The sequence below is a fragment of the Hyphomicrobium sp. genome (assembly GCF_047600905.1).
In the GTDB taxonomy this organism is placed as follows: Bacteria; Pseudomonadota; Alphaproteobacteria; order Rhizobiales; family Hyphomicrobiaceae; genus Hyphomicrobium_B.
Map to the genome: position 1 here is coordinate 1,118,579 of NZ_JASGKD010000001.1, position 15,151 is coordinate 1,133,729.

At 61.1% G+C, this 15,151-nt stretch carries 11 protein-coding genes and 1 pseudogene; 7 read left to right on the top strand and 5 right to left on the bottom strand.

The window, feature by feature from the left end:
• The first annotated feature begins 167 nt into the window (after positions 1-167).
• From QM780_RS05580 to QM780_RS05590, 3 genes are read left to right on the top strand one after another with little or no spacing between them, the layout of a single operon-like run.
• Complete coding sequence (locus QM780_RS05580) at positions 168-971, top strand: enoyl-CoA hydratase (protein ID WP_415069495.1); 804 nt, start codon at positions 168-170, stop codon at positions 969-971.
• Positions 972-979: 8 nt separating this feature from the next.
• Positions 980-2,086 carry a polysaccharide deacetylase family protein gene (locus QM780_RS05585; RefSeq protein WP_415069496.1) on the top strand — a complete coding sequence of 369 codons (1,107 nt, stop codon included), beginning with the start codon at positions 980-982 and terminating at the stop codon, positions 2,084-2,086.
• 1 nt (position 2,087) lies between these two features.
• Complete coding sequence (locus QM780_RS05590) at positions 2,088-2,558, top strand: GNAT family N-acetyltransferase (protein WP_415069497.1); 471 nt, start codon at positions 2,088-2,090, stop codon at positions 2,556-2,558.
• 717 nt (positions 2,559-3,275) lie between these two features.
• Here the strand turns inward: QM780_RS05590 and metH are convergent.
• The 3 genes and pseudogenes from metH to QM780_RS05605 all read right to left on the bottom strand — a co-directional run bounded on the left by metH (position 3,276) and on the right by QM780_RS05605 (position 9,014).
• Positions 3,276-7,042, bottom strand: a pseudogene (gene metH / locus QM780_RS05595) (methionine synthase).
• A 26-nt stretch (positions 7,043-7,068) separates the two neighbouring features.
• Positions 7,069-7,983 (bottom strand): methylenetetrahydrofolate reductase [NAD(P)H], encoded by a 915-nt coding sequence (metF, locus tag QM780_RS05600; protein WP_415069498.1) that lies wholly within the window; start codon positions 7,981-7,983, stop codon positions 7,069-7,071.
• Positions 7,983-9,014 carry an ArsR/SmtB family transcription factor gene (locus QM780_RS05605; protein WP_415069499.1) on the bottom strand — a complete coding sequence of 344 codons (1,032 nt, stop codon included), beginning with the start codon at positions 9,012-9,014 and terminating at the stop codon, positions 7,983-7,985. The genes metF and QM780_RS05605 overlap by 1 nt, the downstream gene beginning before the upstream one ends.
• 144 nt (positions 9,015-9,158) lie before the next feature.
• Here QM780_RS05605 and QM780_RS05610 point away from each other — a divergent pair, with 144 nt between their 5' ends.
• From QM780_RS05610 to QM780_RS05620, 3 genes are all read left to right on the top strand, one after another.
• Positions 9,159-9,797: a hypothetical protein gene (locus QM780_RS05610; protein ID WP_415069500.1), complete on the top strand. Its 639-nt coding sequence runs from the start codon at positions 9,159-9,161 to the stop codon at positions 9,795-9,797.
• Positions 9,798-9,918: 121 nt separating this feature from the next.
• Positions 9,919-10,506, top strand: a complete 588-nt coding sequence (locus QM780_RS05615) for an ABC transporter substrate-binding protein (protein ID WP_415069501.1) — start codon at positions 9,919-9,921, stop codon at positions 10,504-10,506.
• A 236-nt stretch (positions 10,507-10,742) separates the two neighbouring features.
• The gene (locus QM780_RS05620; RefSeq protein WP_415069502.1) at positions 10,743-11,372 is read left to right on the top strand and encodes a PRC-barrel domain-containing protein; all 630 of its coding nucleotides are present in this window, start codon (positions 10,743-10,745) and stop codon (positions 11,370-11,372) included.
• Between the two features lie 133 nt (positions 11,373-11,505).
• Here QM780_RS05620 and ettA read toward each other — a convergent pair whose 3' ends face one another.
• Positions 11,506-13,164 carry an energy-dependent translational throttle protein EttA gene (ettA, locus tag QM780_RS05625; protein WP_415069503.1) on the bottom strand — a complete coding sequence of 553 codons (1,659 nt, stop codon included), beginning with the start codon at positions 13,162-13,164 and terminating at the stop codon, positions 11,506-11,508.
• A gap of 153 nt (positions 13,165-13,317) precedes the next feature.
• On the opposite strand from ettA, the gene QM780_RS05630 reads away from it, so the two are divergent.
• Entirely contained in the window at positions 13,318-14,034 is a 717-nt protein-coding gene (locus QM780_RS05630) for a DUF1003 domain-containing protein (RefSeq protein WP_415069504.1), read from the top strand.
• Between the two features lie 6 nt (positions 14,035-14,040).
• Here QM780_RS05630 and QM780_RS05635 read toward each other — a convergent pair whose 3' ends face one another.
• Positions 14,041-15,072: a mitochondrial fission ELM1 family protein gene (locus QM780_RS05635; protein ID WP_415069505.1), complete on the bottom strand. Its 1,032-nt coding sequence runs from the start codon at positions 15,070-15,072 to the stop codon at positions 14,041-14,043.
• Positions 15,073-15,151: the final 79 nt, after the last annotated feature.

Sequence of the window (15,151 nt, forward strand, 5' to 3'; positions counted from 1 at the left end):
ATATGTTAGCGCAGGCGATTAACGTTGGAGCCGACTACGGTCAATCGGCCTTTCCCATAAACCTATACACTTTCTAACCGCCGCGTGCATCTGCCGCTCTGGGGGCGGTTTGCGGTGCCAACGATTGCCACTTAAATGGCCGCACCGACCGAGAGGATTCCCGTAATATGGCAGATGCCACTGACGTCACAAACCCGGCCCTGCGCTACGCCAAGGATGGGGCGATTGCGTGGATCACCGCCGACAATCCTGCCCGGATGAACGCGTTGACGGCCGCAATGTGGAAGGCCATCCCGGACGCCGTTTCGGAGGCGGTCGGCGATCCGGACGTTCGCGTCATCGTTCTCAGGGGCGCGGGAGACAAGGCTTTTTCCGCGGGCGCCGATATTTCGGAGTTCGAAAGCGTGCGCACCGGCGACGCTGCCAAAGTCTATGATGCGCTGAACGACGCGGCGTTCAATGCTTTAATTGGATGTCCGAAACCCACGATCGCCATGATTCACGGATTCTGCCTCGGCGGCGGACTTGGCATCGCGCTCTGCTGCGATATGCGCATTGCGGATGATGCCAGTCAGTTCGCCATCCCGGCAGCGAAGCTCGGCATTGGTTACAACGCGCGCTGGGTGCGGCCTATTCTGGCGGCCGTGCCCGCGGCGCGCGCAAAGGAACTGCTGTTCACTGGTCGTCGTTTCCGCTCTGCGGACGCCGAGGCCATGGGGCTCATTTCGCAGCTCGTCCCGAAAGATGCGCTGGAAGCGAGCGTAAGGGCGCTGGCGGAGGAGATCGCGGGCAACGCACCGCTGACGGTGGCGGCTGCGAAAAAAGTGATCGACGAACTCACGCGTCGTCCGGAAAATCCCGATATGGCAAAACTCGACGCGGCGATTGCGGCTTGTTTTGGAAGCGAGGATTACGCGGAAGGACGCCGGGCGTTTCTGGAAAAGCGAAAACCCATATTCAAGGGCAAATGATTTCGACCATGCGCATCGCGATTTTTGCAGCTCTCGGCGCGGCTTCGTTGGCCTTCACGGCGAGCCCGGAGGCGTTCGCGCGCGACGATGCCTTGCAGCACGCATGTTATTCTCCTGCCCTGCTCGCCGGCGTTCCGGGCGAAGAGAAGGTTTCGCGCGGCGTGCATACTTTCGATGCGTCGATCAAGATCGATGGTTTGCCGGCGGCCCAACCGGTGCCCGATGCACTGCGAGGATCGATCCGTCGCGTCGATGTTCCGAAAGGCGAGAAAGTCATCGCGCTGACGTTCGACCTGTGCGAGCAGCGCGGCGAGATCGCCGGCTATGACGGGCGCATTTTCGACTACCTGCGTCAGCAGGGCGTCAAGGCGACGTTCTTTGCCGGCGGTAAATGGATCGTCTCGCACCGCGCGCGTACCGAGCAACTGATGCTCGACCCGCTGTTCGAGATCGGCAACCATACCGAAACGCACGCGAACCTTCGACTTCTCAACGATGCCGCGATCCGGCAGCAGGTGCTCGCGCCCCAGAAGGCCTATCAGGATGCGCGCGCGGATCTGGCTTCAAAACAGTGCGTGGCATCCTCGGCGGAAGGACTGCGGGACGTTCCGCCGCTGCCAACGCTGTTCCGCTTCCCGTACGGGACCTGCAATGAAGCCTCGCTCAAGGCCGTCAACGACGCCGGGATGCTCGCGATCCAGTGGGACGTTGCGACCGGCGATCCCGATCCGCATGAAGCAGCCGAGCGCATCGCGGCGGCCATGGTCAACGAGGCCAAGCCCGGATCGATCATCGTCAACCACGCCAACGGGCGCGGCTGGCATACAGCCGACGCGCTGTTGATCGCGATCCCCAAACTCAAAGCCAAGGGCTTCAAGTTCGTCACGGTCAGCGAACTGATGGCGATGGGAAAGCCGGTGATCAAATCGGAGTGCTATGATCGCAAGCCCGGCGACGTCAATCGCTACGACTTCCTGTGGGCGCTGCAGAAGCCTTTGAACACCAATGCCAAGCCCGGCGCCAAAGTCGCTTTTTCGCCGGCCTCGGGTTCGAAAGCTGCCGGCAAGAAGAAGCCGAAAGCAGCCGTTCGCGCGACCTCTCCTGCCGTAAACTGACATGCCGGCCGAGATCCGCTTCCAGCCGATGACGAGCGCGAGCGCGGAAGTGCTCGGGACGGCGTTCGCCGCCATCGATCCATGGGTGCATTACGGCTATACGGCGGAAGCGCTCTCGACGTTTTTGCTTAGCAGCGAAGATGGTGCCCGGCATTTCGAAATCATCGTCGATGACGAGATCGCGGGAGCAATCTGCATCCGGAAGAACTGGCTGCGAGGACCGTACCTGCAGTTTTTGGGCGTGGTGCCCGGAATGCAGAAGAGAGGGGCTGGCAGCGCAGCGCTGGTGTGGTTCGAAGCGCAGGCCCGCAAAGATCGGGCACGGAATATCTGGGTCGTCGCGACCGAATTCAACGTCGGCGCGCTCACCTTCTATGAACGCTTCGGCTTCGTTCGGATCGCGACCCTCGACGGCCTGGTTTCCGACGGAACGGCCGAAATACTTTTGAGAAAACGGCTAATAAATAATTGAGCCGGAATTATCCGCATACGTTGCATGGGCCGCCTTTGAGATCGGAATTGCAACTCGCGGCCGATTTCGAACACAGACAACCGCTTCGAATTGGCAGCCGGAATAGAAGCAAGCAATTTTTTTTGGGATTATTTTTGTGCGCTGCATTGGCCTAAGCTAAGCTTGGCGGCGGCATTTGAGCTTTATTAATCAACCCCAGCCGGCGCGCGCCCTGTACTCAAAACATCAGCTTTTCGCGCGATTTTCACATCATGGCGTTGGAGCCTGAGGGAACCCGCCCCGGTGCATCCCGTTTGAGAATTTGGCGCCGCGAACGAATTAGGGATTTCGAGCGCACGAAACGCCCTGCGATGCAAAATGCTTTTTTCTTGTCAGCGCGGTGGGGCGCTCAGTAGCTTTCGGCCGCGCTTCGACGAGGGAAGTGTGGCGAATTCTGAAGCATCTCGGCCTCGGAGGTGTGGCATGGGTCTGCAAGGCAGCTTTAACATTCTTGCGGTATTATTGTCGTTTGGATTCGTGATTTTGGTCGTGCTCGGGACCTAATGAGAGCGACCGTCCGGAGGAGATGCCTGAAACAGTAATCCCACGCACGATGCTTCAAGGAGCCAACGAGACGGGGGACTATTTCTGGGATGTCTGGCGCGAGCCAAACGACCATACGGCGCGGCTTCAGATGAAGACCGCGCCGATTTTTTTGCACGACTGTTCCCAAATTACTCAAGCAGCGGCGTCGACGGAACTTGTCCGTTCGTAGTTCAAGACCGGCGCCAGCCAGCGTTCGGCTTCTTCGACCGTCCAACCTTTACGTGCCGCATAGTCCTCGACCTGATCGCGCTCGACCTTGCCGACGCCGAAGTAGTGGCTGGCGGGGTTTGCGAAATAGAGGCCCGAGACGGATGCGCCCGGCCACATGGCGTAGCTCTCGGTGAGCTTGATGCCGGCGGCTTTCTCGACGTCCATCAACTTCCAGAGCGTGGCCTTTTCGGTGTGATCGGGCTGAGCAGGATAGCCGGGTGCGGGACGGATGCCCTTGTACTTTTCGAGGATCAGATCTTCGTTCGATAAATTCTCGCCCTTGGCATAGCCCCACAGCTCCCGGCGGACTTTTGCGTGCATTGCTTCCGCGAACGCTTCGGCAAGACGATCGCACAGAGCCTTCGCCATGATGCGCGTGTAATCATCGGTTTTCTTTACATGGCGCTCGATGGCTTCCTCTTCGCCAAGTCCGGCGGTCACGGCAAAGCCGCCAATGTAATCGGCGATGCCCGTCTCCTTCGGCGCGATGAAATCGGCGAGTGCGGTGTGGGCGCGATTGCGGGAAGGATCGCGCGCGATCTGCTGGCGAAGGGTATGGAGCGTCGCGAGCTCAGCGGTGCGGGCCTCATCCTTGAAAAGCTTGATGTCGTCGCCGACGCTGTTCGCCGGCCAGAAACCGACGACGGCGGAAGCTGCGAACCACTTCTCCGCAACGATGCGCTTCAGCAGCGCCTGGGCATCATCGAACAGCTTCTTGGCTTCCGATCCAACCTTATTGTCGGTCAGGATCTGCGGATAGCGGCCGGCGAGTTCCCAGGTCTGGAAGAAAGGAGTCCAATCGATGTAGGGCACGAGCGAGGCAAGATCGTAATTGGCAAACGCCCGAGCGCCGAGGAAACTCGGCTTGACGGGCGTGAAGGCCCGCCAATCGATGGCGAACTTGTTGTCGCGAGCCGACTTGACGGTGATGCGCTGCTTGCGCGCTTCGTTTGCGAGATGCGCGTCGCGAACTTTTGTGTATTCCGATCTGATGTTCTGGACGAAAGGAGCCTTCTCCGTTTCCGACAGCAGGTTCGACACGACGCCGACCGCGCGGCTGGCGTCGAGCACGTAGACCGCCTGCCCGGAATGATAGTTCGGATTGATCTTAACCGCCGTGTGGACCTTGCTCGTCGTCGCGCCGCCGATCAGGAGCGGCACGGAGAAGCCTTCGCGCTCCATCTCGGCCGCGACGAAGCACATCTCGTCGAGCGAGGGCGTGATGAGCCCCGAGAGGCCGATCATGTCGACCTTCTCTTTCTTCGCGGTTTCAAGGATCTTGGCGGCTGGCACCATGACGCCGAGGTCGATCACCTCGTAGTTGTTGCACTGAAGCACGACGCCGACGATATTCTTGCCGATGTCGTGAACGTCGCCCTTGACCGTCGCCATCAGGATCTTGCCGGCAGCCGGCATCGCTTCGAGGCCGGACGCCTTTTTTTCCTCTTCGAGGAACGGTTGCAGATAAGCGACGGCCTGCTTCATGACGCGCGCCGACTTCACGACCTGCGGCAGGAACATCTTACCCGCGCCGAAAAGATCGCCGACGACGTTCATGCCAGCCATCAGCGGCCCTTCGATGACGTGCAACGGCTTTTCAGCCTTGGCGCGGGCTTCTTCGGTGTCGATCTCGATGAAGTCGGTAATGCCGTGGACGAGCGCGTGCGTCAGGCGGGCTTCGACCGGAGCCTCACGCCATGACAAGTCTTTTTCTTTCGCCTTCGCGCCGGTGCCGTCGCCTTTGAACTTTGGTGCCGCTTCAAGCAGACGATCGGTGGCGTCCGGGCGGCGGTTGAGGATCACGTCCTCGCAAAGCTCGCGGAGTTCGGCGGGAATGTCGTCGTAGACAGTCAGCTGCCCGGCATTGACGATGCCCATGTCCATGCCGGCCTGAATGGCATAGTACAAGAACACCGAGTGCATGGCCTGGCGCACCGGCTCATTGCCCCGAAATGCGAACGACAGGTTGGAGACGCCGCCGGAAATGTGCGTCAGCGGCATCTTTTCCTTGATCTGCCGCGCCGCCTCGATGAAGGCGATGCCGTAACCGTTGTGCTCTTCGATGCCGGTCGCAACGGCGAAGATGTTGGGATCGAAGATGATGTCTTCCGGAGGGAAGCCGACCTTCTCGGTCAAAATCTTGTAGGCGCGTTGGCAAATCGAGACCTTGCGCTCGATGGTGTCGGCCTGCCCTGCTTCATCGAATGCCATGACGACGACGGCGGCGCCATAACGGAGCACCTTGCGCGCGTGTTCGAGAAACGGCCCCTCGCCTTCCTTGAGCGAGATCGAGTTGACGATGGGCTTGCCTTGAACGCACTTGAGCCCGGCTTCGATGACGCTCCATTTCGAGCTGTCGATCATGACCGGCACGCGGCTGATGTCGGGCTCGGAGGCGATCAGGTTCAGGAACGTCGACATGGCCTTTTCGGAATCGAGCAGGCCCTCGTCCATGTTGACGTCGATGATCTGGGCGCCGGCTTCGACCTGCTGACGCGCGACCGCAAGCGCGCCGGCATAGTCGTTCTGTTCGATCAGCTTGCGGAATTTCGCGGAGCCGGTGACGTTCGTGCGCTCTCCGACGTTGATGAAGGACTGGGCTGCATTGGCTGTTGTCATGTTTTCATTTATCCGTGAACGAACGGTTCGAGGCCGGAGAGGCGGAGGCGCGGTTCGGTTTTGGTGATCGCGCGCGGTTTGTAGCCTTTTGCATGGCTCGCGATGTGGGCGATGTGATCGGGCGTCGAGCCGCAGCAGCCGCCGACGACGTTGATCAGGCCGTCCGCCAGCCACGGCTCGATCTTGCAGGCCATGTCATGCGGGTTTTCGTCGTATTCGCCCATCGCGTTCGGCAGGCCGGCGTTCGGGTATGCGGAAATTCTGACATCGGCAACATGCGATAGCTCGGCGATGTAGGGACGCATCAGCTCCGCACCGAGTGCGCAATTCAAGCCGATGGAGAACGGCCGCAGGTGGCGCATCGAATACCAGAACGCCTCCGCAGTCTGGCCGGAAAGCGTGCGGCCGGAACGGTCGGTGATGGTGCCCGAAATCATGATCGGCAGTTCGAGGTCTTTCTCCTCGAAGACTTCGAGCGTGGCAAAGCCGGCAGCCTTGGCGTTCAAGGTGTCGAAGATCGTCTCGATCAGAATGATATCGGAACCGCCGTCGATGAGCCCCCGCACCTGCTCCTTATACGCGTCGCGCAGATCGTCGAAGTTGACATTGCGATAGCCCGGATTGTTGACGTCGGGCGAGATCGATGCGGTGCGGTTCGTCGGGCCGACGGCGCCGGCGACGAAGCGCGGCCTTTCCGGCGTCTTCTTGGTCCACTCGTCGGCCGCACGGCGCGCGAGCTTCGCCGCCTCGAGGTTGATCTCGTAGGCGAGGTCTTCCATGTGATAATCGGCGAGCGAGATGCGCTGCGCGTTGAACGTGTTCGTCTCGATGATATCGGCGTGCGCGCGCAAATATTTGCCGTGGATCTCTTCGATGATCTCGGGCTGCGTCAGGACGAGCAGATCGTTGTTGCCCTTGATGTCTTTCGAGTGATCCTGAAAGCGCTCGCCGCGATAATGGTTTTCGCCCAGCTTGTACTGCTGGATCATCGTGCCCATCGCGCCGTCGATGATGAGAATGCGTTCGCTTGCGGCCTTTTCCAGCGCGGCCCAGCTTGGTTTCCGTCTCATAGCACACCTCGAATTTTTATGATGGCCTAGGCCGCGTTGGCGTTCGCCGCTCTTCCAGGACGCAAGCCCAGCAGATGGCAGATCGCATAAACGAGGTCGGCGCGGTTCAAAGTGTAGAAGTGGAATTTCTTGATGCCCTCGTCGACGAGGTCCATCACCTGCTCGGTCGCGACGGCGGCGGCCACGAGATGCGATGTGCCGCTATCGGCTTCGAGGCCCTCGAAGCGCCGCGCGAGCCACGACGGCACACTGGCCCCGGCGCGCTTGGCGAAGCCAGCGACCTGCTTGAAATTATGGATCGGGACGATGCCCGGCGAGATCGGGACCCAGATGCCGGCGGCGCGGACGCGTTCGAGATAGCGAAGGAAATGCGCATTATCGAAGCCGAACTGCGTGATGATGCGATCGGCACCGGCGTCGACTTTGGCCTTGAGGTTGTCGAGATCGGCTTCGACCGACACACTTTCCGGATGCTTCTCTGGATAGCCCGCTACCGATATCTCGAAATCGCCGATGCGCTTCAGACCTGACACGAGATCGGCGGCGTTCTGATAGCCATTGGGATGGGGTTCGTACTTGGCGCCGGTTCCCTGGGCGGGGTCGCCGCGAAGGGCGACGATGTGGCGAACGCCTTCGTTCCAGTATTGGCGCGCGACCGCGTTGACTTCGTCTTTCGTGGCATCGACGCAAGTCAAATGCGCTGCGGGCTTCAGATCGGTTTCTTTGAGGAGCCGCGTCACGGTCGCGTGCGTGCGCTCGCGCGTAGAGCCGCCCGCACCATAGGTGACGGAGACGAATTCAGGCTTCAATGGCTCAAGGCGCGAAATCGCCGACCAGAGCGTCTCTTCCATCTTCTCCGTCTTCGGCGGAAAAAATTCGAAGCTCGCAATGATATCGCCCGAGCCGAGCAGCTTGCTCTTTCGTTCGTTGTTCTGCGCCATCAACGGGCTCCCTCGCGCGCCTCTTCCTTGGGTAGGCTTATTTTTGTAATCGGCATCTGCGTCGCGGGACGTTCCGCAAGCCAGATCGTGACCGTCAGCATGTCGTCGCGGCTTCCGGCTTTCGGCGCCAGATCCTCGACCGCGCGCAAGGCGAGGCCTGCGTCTTGCAGCCAGCCTGCGACCTGATCGTGCGGAAAGCCCAAACGCTCATGCGCCTCGCGCGTGCGGAGAAATTCCAGTCCGTGCGGAGCGAAATCGACGATCAGCAGCCTGCCGCCCGGAGCCAGAACGCGAGCGGCTTCGCGGATGGCGAGCGCGGGATCCGACAGGAAGTGCAGAACCTGATGCATGACGACGGCATCGGCCTGACCGTCGGCGAGCGACAGAGAATAGATATCGCCGTGCCTGACCTGAGCCTTGGTGCAGCCCTTGGACTTCAAATTGGCGCGGGCGAAGGTCAGCATCGTCTGATTGACGTCAAGGCCAAGACCGCGTTCGAAGCGGTCGGCGAAAAGTTCGAGCGTGCGTCCGGTGCCGGTGCCGAGATCGACAAAGAATTCGAACGAGCGGTCGCCGAGGGCGCGCCGCATCGCTGCTTCAACGTCCTTCTCAGCGATGTGCAGCGTACGGATGCGGTCCCAGTCGGCGGCATGCTCTTCGAAGAAGGATTGGGCGACGGACTCGCGTTCGCGCTTCAGGGCCTCGGCGCGTTCGCGGTCGCGACGGACGGAGGCTTCGGAAGGATCGACATCGGCGACGAGGCGTAAAGCCAAGCGGCCCCCGGCTTGGCGGTCGGAGATGTGGAAGTAGACCCAGCTGCCGTCGCGAAAGCGCTCGATCAGTCCGGCTTCGCAAAGGAGCTTCAGATGACGGCTGATGCGCGGCTGGCTCTGCCCCAGAATGAGGGTCAGATCCTTGACGTTCAATTCGCCGCCGGCCAGCAGCAGAAGGATGCGCAGGCGCGTGGGTTCAGCAGCCGCCTTAAGGGCCGCGACGAGATCTGCCGTGCGCATCTGCTCGATATTCGACATGCGCGGTAAGATATAAAGATATGTTTATATGTCAAGGGCGATCGTCGTTTATACCTTTCCTCTTCCTAATCCGGGCTTAACCGCCTTTTAGCGATATTTACCATAAGTTGTTCGCCTCTCTTCGCGCGGGGGTCGAGCGGCGGCATGCAGCGTCATGATTTTGAAGTCGTTGAATTTTCAGGTGACCCCGGCAGCTTGCCGATAACCATAAGGCAGACCAACTCGAAGCTCGCGAAAATCCCGGGACTGGTTCTGATGACCGCCCTGGCAGCGCTGATCGTGCTGCCGCAGCTCGGTTTTGCCGTCTACGCGCTCACTTCCGCCGACGTACGCGGCGCGTTGGCATCGCATCCGATGGTCGCGGTCGAACTGGCGCTGGCATTGGTGTTCTGGGTCGGTCTCATCATCTGGCCGCTTCGCAACATCCTGATCGCGTTGATTTCGGATCGCTTGATCGATATCCGCGACGGTCAGATCAAAGTCGTCGACCGGACGCCGTTTTCCGCGGCGCTCTGGCAGTCGCCGCTGGCGAGCTTCGAAGGCGTCGCGCTGCATACCCGGACGTCGCTTTCGGGCGTCCGGCAGGAAGCTGTCCTGGTTCATCCGGATAAAAATCGCAGCGTCATTCTGATGACGGCCGACCGGATCAGCGGACAGGAATTCGACAGGATTTGCCAGCTGTTAAGTCTGCCGGTGGTTCCAGCCGGCCGGCTTTACGTTTGGGCCAGCGGCCCAGGTGCCGTCAAAATGCTGTGGCCGCGTAGCCATTCGGCATCGTTTTGACGTGATTGTTGCTTCTCTTGCGTGACGAGAGACTTGTTTCGATTGGGTTGCGGTAGCAGAATCGGCATCGCCGTCTGTTGCCACGGGATTGACTAGGGGACGAAGAATGCGAGGGTTCGACATGGGGTGGGCTGCTTCGCCGCGAATTCACTCCGCCGGCTGGCTGGTGATGCTGTTTGCGTGCTTGGCCGGATTTTCCGCGAGCGACGCGCGGGCCGAAAGCCCTGCGGTCTACATGCAGCGCGTGCAGAACGAGTTGATGTATGCCCAGCGCCAGGGCGGTGTTTCGGCTTACGCCAACGTGCTTCGCCGTCATATGGACGTGCAGAACATCGGCTTGACGGCGCTCGGACCGCACGCACGGACGCTGCCGAAGGCGGATCGCCCGGCCTATTACAATGGCATGATCAACTTCATCGCGAAGTACGCCGCCACGCAGGGACCGAAGTACGTCGTGACGAGCGCGGTCGTCACCGGCCAGGGCGCGGGTGATGCGGGCGGCACGAATGTCGATAGCCACATCACGCTGTCGGACGGCTCGGGCTACGACATTCGCTGGCTCGTGATGAAGACCAAGGAAGGCTACAAGGTCCGCGACGCCCAGGTGGTCGGCTTCTGGATGACATCGTTCCTCGATGATCTGTTCCAGAACTACATCACCGAGAACGGCAACAACCCGCGAGCCCTCGTGCTGGCTCTGAGCCGCTAGGCAGATCAATCTCCGCTGAATTGCCCGGCGTCTCTTGGTGCCGGGCCGTGTTCGTTGTCTGTACGCCGCTCGTTGCGCCGACGCCTTGACGTCGGGGACCAACCGCCCAAATTACGTCCAGCTTTGCATCGACAAAGCGCCGCACCCCTGCAAGGTTGCAGAGCACAGGGGAGCAATATGCCTGCATAGGTTCTATATGCGTGCGGGTGAGGTCTTGGGTGGGGATGGAGTGGGGTATGATGTTTTCTAAATGGCGTTTTGTATCGGGCTTGGCGTTCGTCGCCGTTCTGGCGTGCGCGTGGTCGCTGCAAACACGGCCGGTTGCGAGCCAGGAGCAAGAACAGCAGCAGGCTCCGGCCGCCGAGGGCACCGAGGCCCCATCCGATCAAGCCGCTCCTGCAGCCGAGCCCAGCCCCGATGGGTCTACCGCAGCGCCAGCCGCCGAGCCGGCACCCGAGAGCGGGACCACAGAAGCGCCGCCTGCGGGCGATGCTGCAGCTCCGCCCGCCGATAACGGCGGTGCTGCCGATGTCGCCCCGGCCCAGCCGGAACAGCCGGCGGCCGAGGCTCCTCCCGCCGCCGCGCCTGCGGAGGGTGGCGGTGCGATCAGCGCCAGCCAAGTGCAGATCGGCGCGGCCGTGTTCGGGGCCGACGGCGCGAAGATCGGCGAGATCAACGGCATCAAAGCCGATGATGCCGGTCATATTCAGGAAATCCTGGTGACGGACGGTGTTCCTGCCGGCATCAACGCCAAGGTCTTCGAGATCACCGCCGACAAGATCACCAGCGTGACCGACGGCGTGAAATTGTCGCTCAGCGCCGAAGAGGCGAAAAAGTTGCCGATCATCGACAACAGCAACGGCTGAAATTTAGCCGTGCGACGTCGCTCTTCCTGCGGATGAATGAGATGCTCGGGCTCATCCCGGGCATCCATCCGCCAATGCCATTGCCGAAAGATCGATCCTCGGCATGACGCCGAGGATGACACGATGAGAAACGTTACCGCTCGAAGCGCTTGAACTTGATGCGATGGGGTTCGACGGCCTCGTCGCCCAGCCGGCGCTTCTTGTCTTCCTCGTAGTCGGCGAAGTTGCCTTCGAACCATTCGACGTGGCTGTCGCCCTCGAAGGCGAGAATGTGCGTCGCAAGACGATCAAGGAAAAAGCGATCGTGCGAGATCACCACGGCGCAGCCAGGAAAATCTTCGAGCGCCGCTTCGAGCGCGCCGAGCGTCTCGGTATCGAGGTCGTTCGTCGGCTCGTCGAGCAGCAGCAGGTTGCCGCCTTCCTTCAAGAGCTTCGCAAGATGCACGCGGTTGCGTTCGCCGCCGGACAGCATGCCGACTTTCTTCTGCTGGTCGGCGCCCTTGAAGTTGAACCAGCCGCAATAGGCGCGGCTCGGAACTTCCTTCTTGCCGCCCAGAAGCATCTGATCGAGGCCGCCCGAGATTTCCTCCCAGACGGTCTTCTTGTCGTCCAAGTGCGCGCGCGATTGGTCGACGTAGGCGATCTTGACGGTTTCGCCTAAGCGGATCGAACCCTTGTCGGGCTTCTCGACACCAGTCAGCATCTTGAACAGCGTCGTCTTACCGGCACCGTTCGGACCGATGACGCCGACGATGCCGCCGGGCGGAAGCTTGAAGGAAAGGCCGTCGATCAGCAGGCGGTCGCCGAAGCCTTTCGTCAGATCGTCGGCCTCGATCACGACGCCGCCGAGGCGCGGACCAGTCGCGATCTGGATGGAGGCGCGACCATTTTCCTCACGACCGGCTTCATCCGCCAGCTTTTCGTAAGCGGTAATACGCGCCTTCGACTTGGCCTGACGCGCCTTCGGCGAAGACCGTATCCATTCGAGTTCGCGCGACAGAGCCTTCTGCTTGCTCTCTTCCTGCGCCTTCTCGGTCGCCTCGCGCTTGGCCTTCTGTTCGAGCCAGCCGGAATAATTGCCCTTCCACGGCACGCCCTGCCCGCGGTCGAGTTCGAGCGTCCATTCGGTGATGTTGTCGAGGAAGTAGCGATCGTGGGTGACCAGGATCACGCAGCCCGAGTATTCCTTCAGATAGCGTTCGAGCCACGCGACGCTTTCAGCATCGAGATGGTTGGTCGGCTCGTCGAGCAGCAGGATGTCGGGCTTCGACAGCAGAAGCTTGGTCAGCGCCACGCGGCGCTTCTCGCCGCCCGACAGCTTCGTGACGTCGGCGTCGCCCGGCGGCGAGCGAAGTGCATCGAGCGCCTGCTCGACCTGCGCGTCGAGGTCCCAAAGATTTTGCGCGTCGATCTGATCCTGCAGCGCTGTCATCTCGTCGGCAGTTTCTTCGGAGTAGTTCGCCGCGATTTCATTATAGCGGTCGAGGATTGCTTTCTTCTCCGCCACACCTTCCATCGCGTTGCCGAGCACATCCTTCTCAGGATCGAGTTCCGGCTCCTGCGGCAGATAGCCGACCTTGATACCGTCCGCCGCCCAGGCTTCACCGATGAAGTCGTCGATGCGGCCGGCCATGATTTTCAGAAGCGTCGATTTGCCGGCGCCGTTGAGGCCCACGACGCCGATCTTGGCGCCCGGCAAAAATGAAAGCGAAATGTCCTTCAGCACCTGCTTCCCGCCCGGGTAGGTCTTGGAAAGTTTGTGCATATGGTAGACGTACTGATGTGCTGCCATTAGCGGCGCCTCTATGTCTTGAAGCTCAAGGGGTTTGAGCGGCCTTCTAGCCGATTGCGGCGGCCAGCTCAATTATCTCGTTCCACCGTTGCGCGAGGTGTCGCGGGCGGCCTTGGCCGGTATATAGGAAGGATTCGCGGAGAAAGGACCGGCATGTCGGATCAAAGCACCGAAAACGGCAAGGCAACCAAGCCGAAGTTGGCCTGTGCGCTAACGGGAAAGGAACTTTCGCGCAGCAACCTCGTCAGCCTCGCGGCCGTCATGCCTTTGCTTGTGGAGCGCATCCGCAAGGATTATCCGGACCTCAAGGACGACGCATACGTCGCACGCAAAGAGCTAGACCGTTATCGCTCGCTTTATGTGATGGAGCTGCTGCGGGCGGAGTCGGGCGATCTCAGCGAGATCGAAGCGCAGGTGGCGCGCAGTCTCGCAACGCACGAGACGCTTTCGGAGAACGTCGAAGACGAGTTCGGCGCAGACCGCACGATCGGAGAGCGCCTCTCGGACATATTGGCGGAATTCGGCGGGAGCTGGAGCTTCCTCATCGTGTTCTCCGGCTTTCTCGCGGTCTGGATGCTCTACAATTCCTACAAGGCAGGATCGGCGTTCGATCCCTATCCCTATATCCTGCTCAACTTGATCCTTTCGACGATCGCCGCGGTGCAGGCGCCGATCATCATGATGAGCCAGAAGCGGCAGGAAGCCAAAGATCGGCTTCGCTCGCTCAACGACTATCGCGTCAATCTCAAAGCGGAGCTTGAGATCCGCCACCTGCACGAAAAGATCGATCACCTCATCAACAAGCAATGGCAGCGGCTGGCGGAGATCCAGGAACTGCAGCTCGAAAAAATCATGGAGCGGAAGAAGTAAACTCCGCTATCGGCGCGACGCGTTTATGAGGCCCGGCAAAAGCCCGGCACGTTTCTGCCAGCGTTTGCGAATTTCATCGGCGATCGTCTCAGCGGCGTGGAGCGGCTTATAGGTCCACGTCGGCAGCGGCTCGCCCGGCGGCGGCAAAGGTCGCGTCGCACCATAGGCTGCGAGAGCCGCATGGAAGCGGTCGAATTTCGCGCTGCCTCCGGTCGGTGAGAAAATGAAGATCGGTTTTCCTGTCGCCGCGGCTTCGCAGGCCATACTGACGCTGTCGGCCGTGATTACGAAGGCATCGGCGTGGGCGAGAAAATCGGGATAGGGATTGGCCCCGCCACCGCTCCAAAAGATCGCGGGCTTGCCGGCGATTGAGTCTTGCAGCCGGGCGGCGACGTCACTGGGCGTCCGGCGCGACGTCGTGATCATCAGCCCTGCGCCGGTATCGGCCAGCGCGCGCAATGCCTGGACCAGTCGATCCTCATCCTCCGGCGTGTAGCGGTAGTCGCCGTTCGGACCGCCGATCAGGCAGGCGATGCGCGGCTGAGGCAGCGCTGCGATGTCGGGCGGCATGGTCGCTCTCAACGCTTCGATGCGCTCGGCTGAAAACCGGTGCGGCGCCGTGAGCGTCGTGATGACGTTGGGTCCACGGCGGCGATCGTGCTCCGGCACCCAGATGAGATCGGCGCTATTCGGGCCGGTCTTCGGGTCCATCAGCACGACCGTATAGGTCTGAACGCCTGCGCGGCGCCTGAGCGCGCGGATATAGGGAATGGTCGTCCGCCCCGTCGCGAATGCAAATGCCGGCCACGGGGGCCCGAGCGGGCCGCCCGCTTTTCCCATGCCTTCACCAGGTGGCAGCGGGCCCCACGGCGCCGCCAGCTTGTATATGCCCGTCAAATTTACGCGCTTGATAACGGGGGAAAGGCCGAGCGCCTCGACGACGCCCAGACACTGCGCTTCATGCCCGGCCTTGCCATCCGAAAAGACCCAGGCCGTGCGGCCTTCAAGAGCGGATGGATGCGCGTCGGGCGGGGGCATATCGGGCGAACTTCCGGTTGCATGGGCGGCAAGGCCGGAAAGGCGCGGCCAAGCGTGTTGAAAGAAATTTGCGAAACTT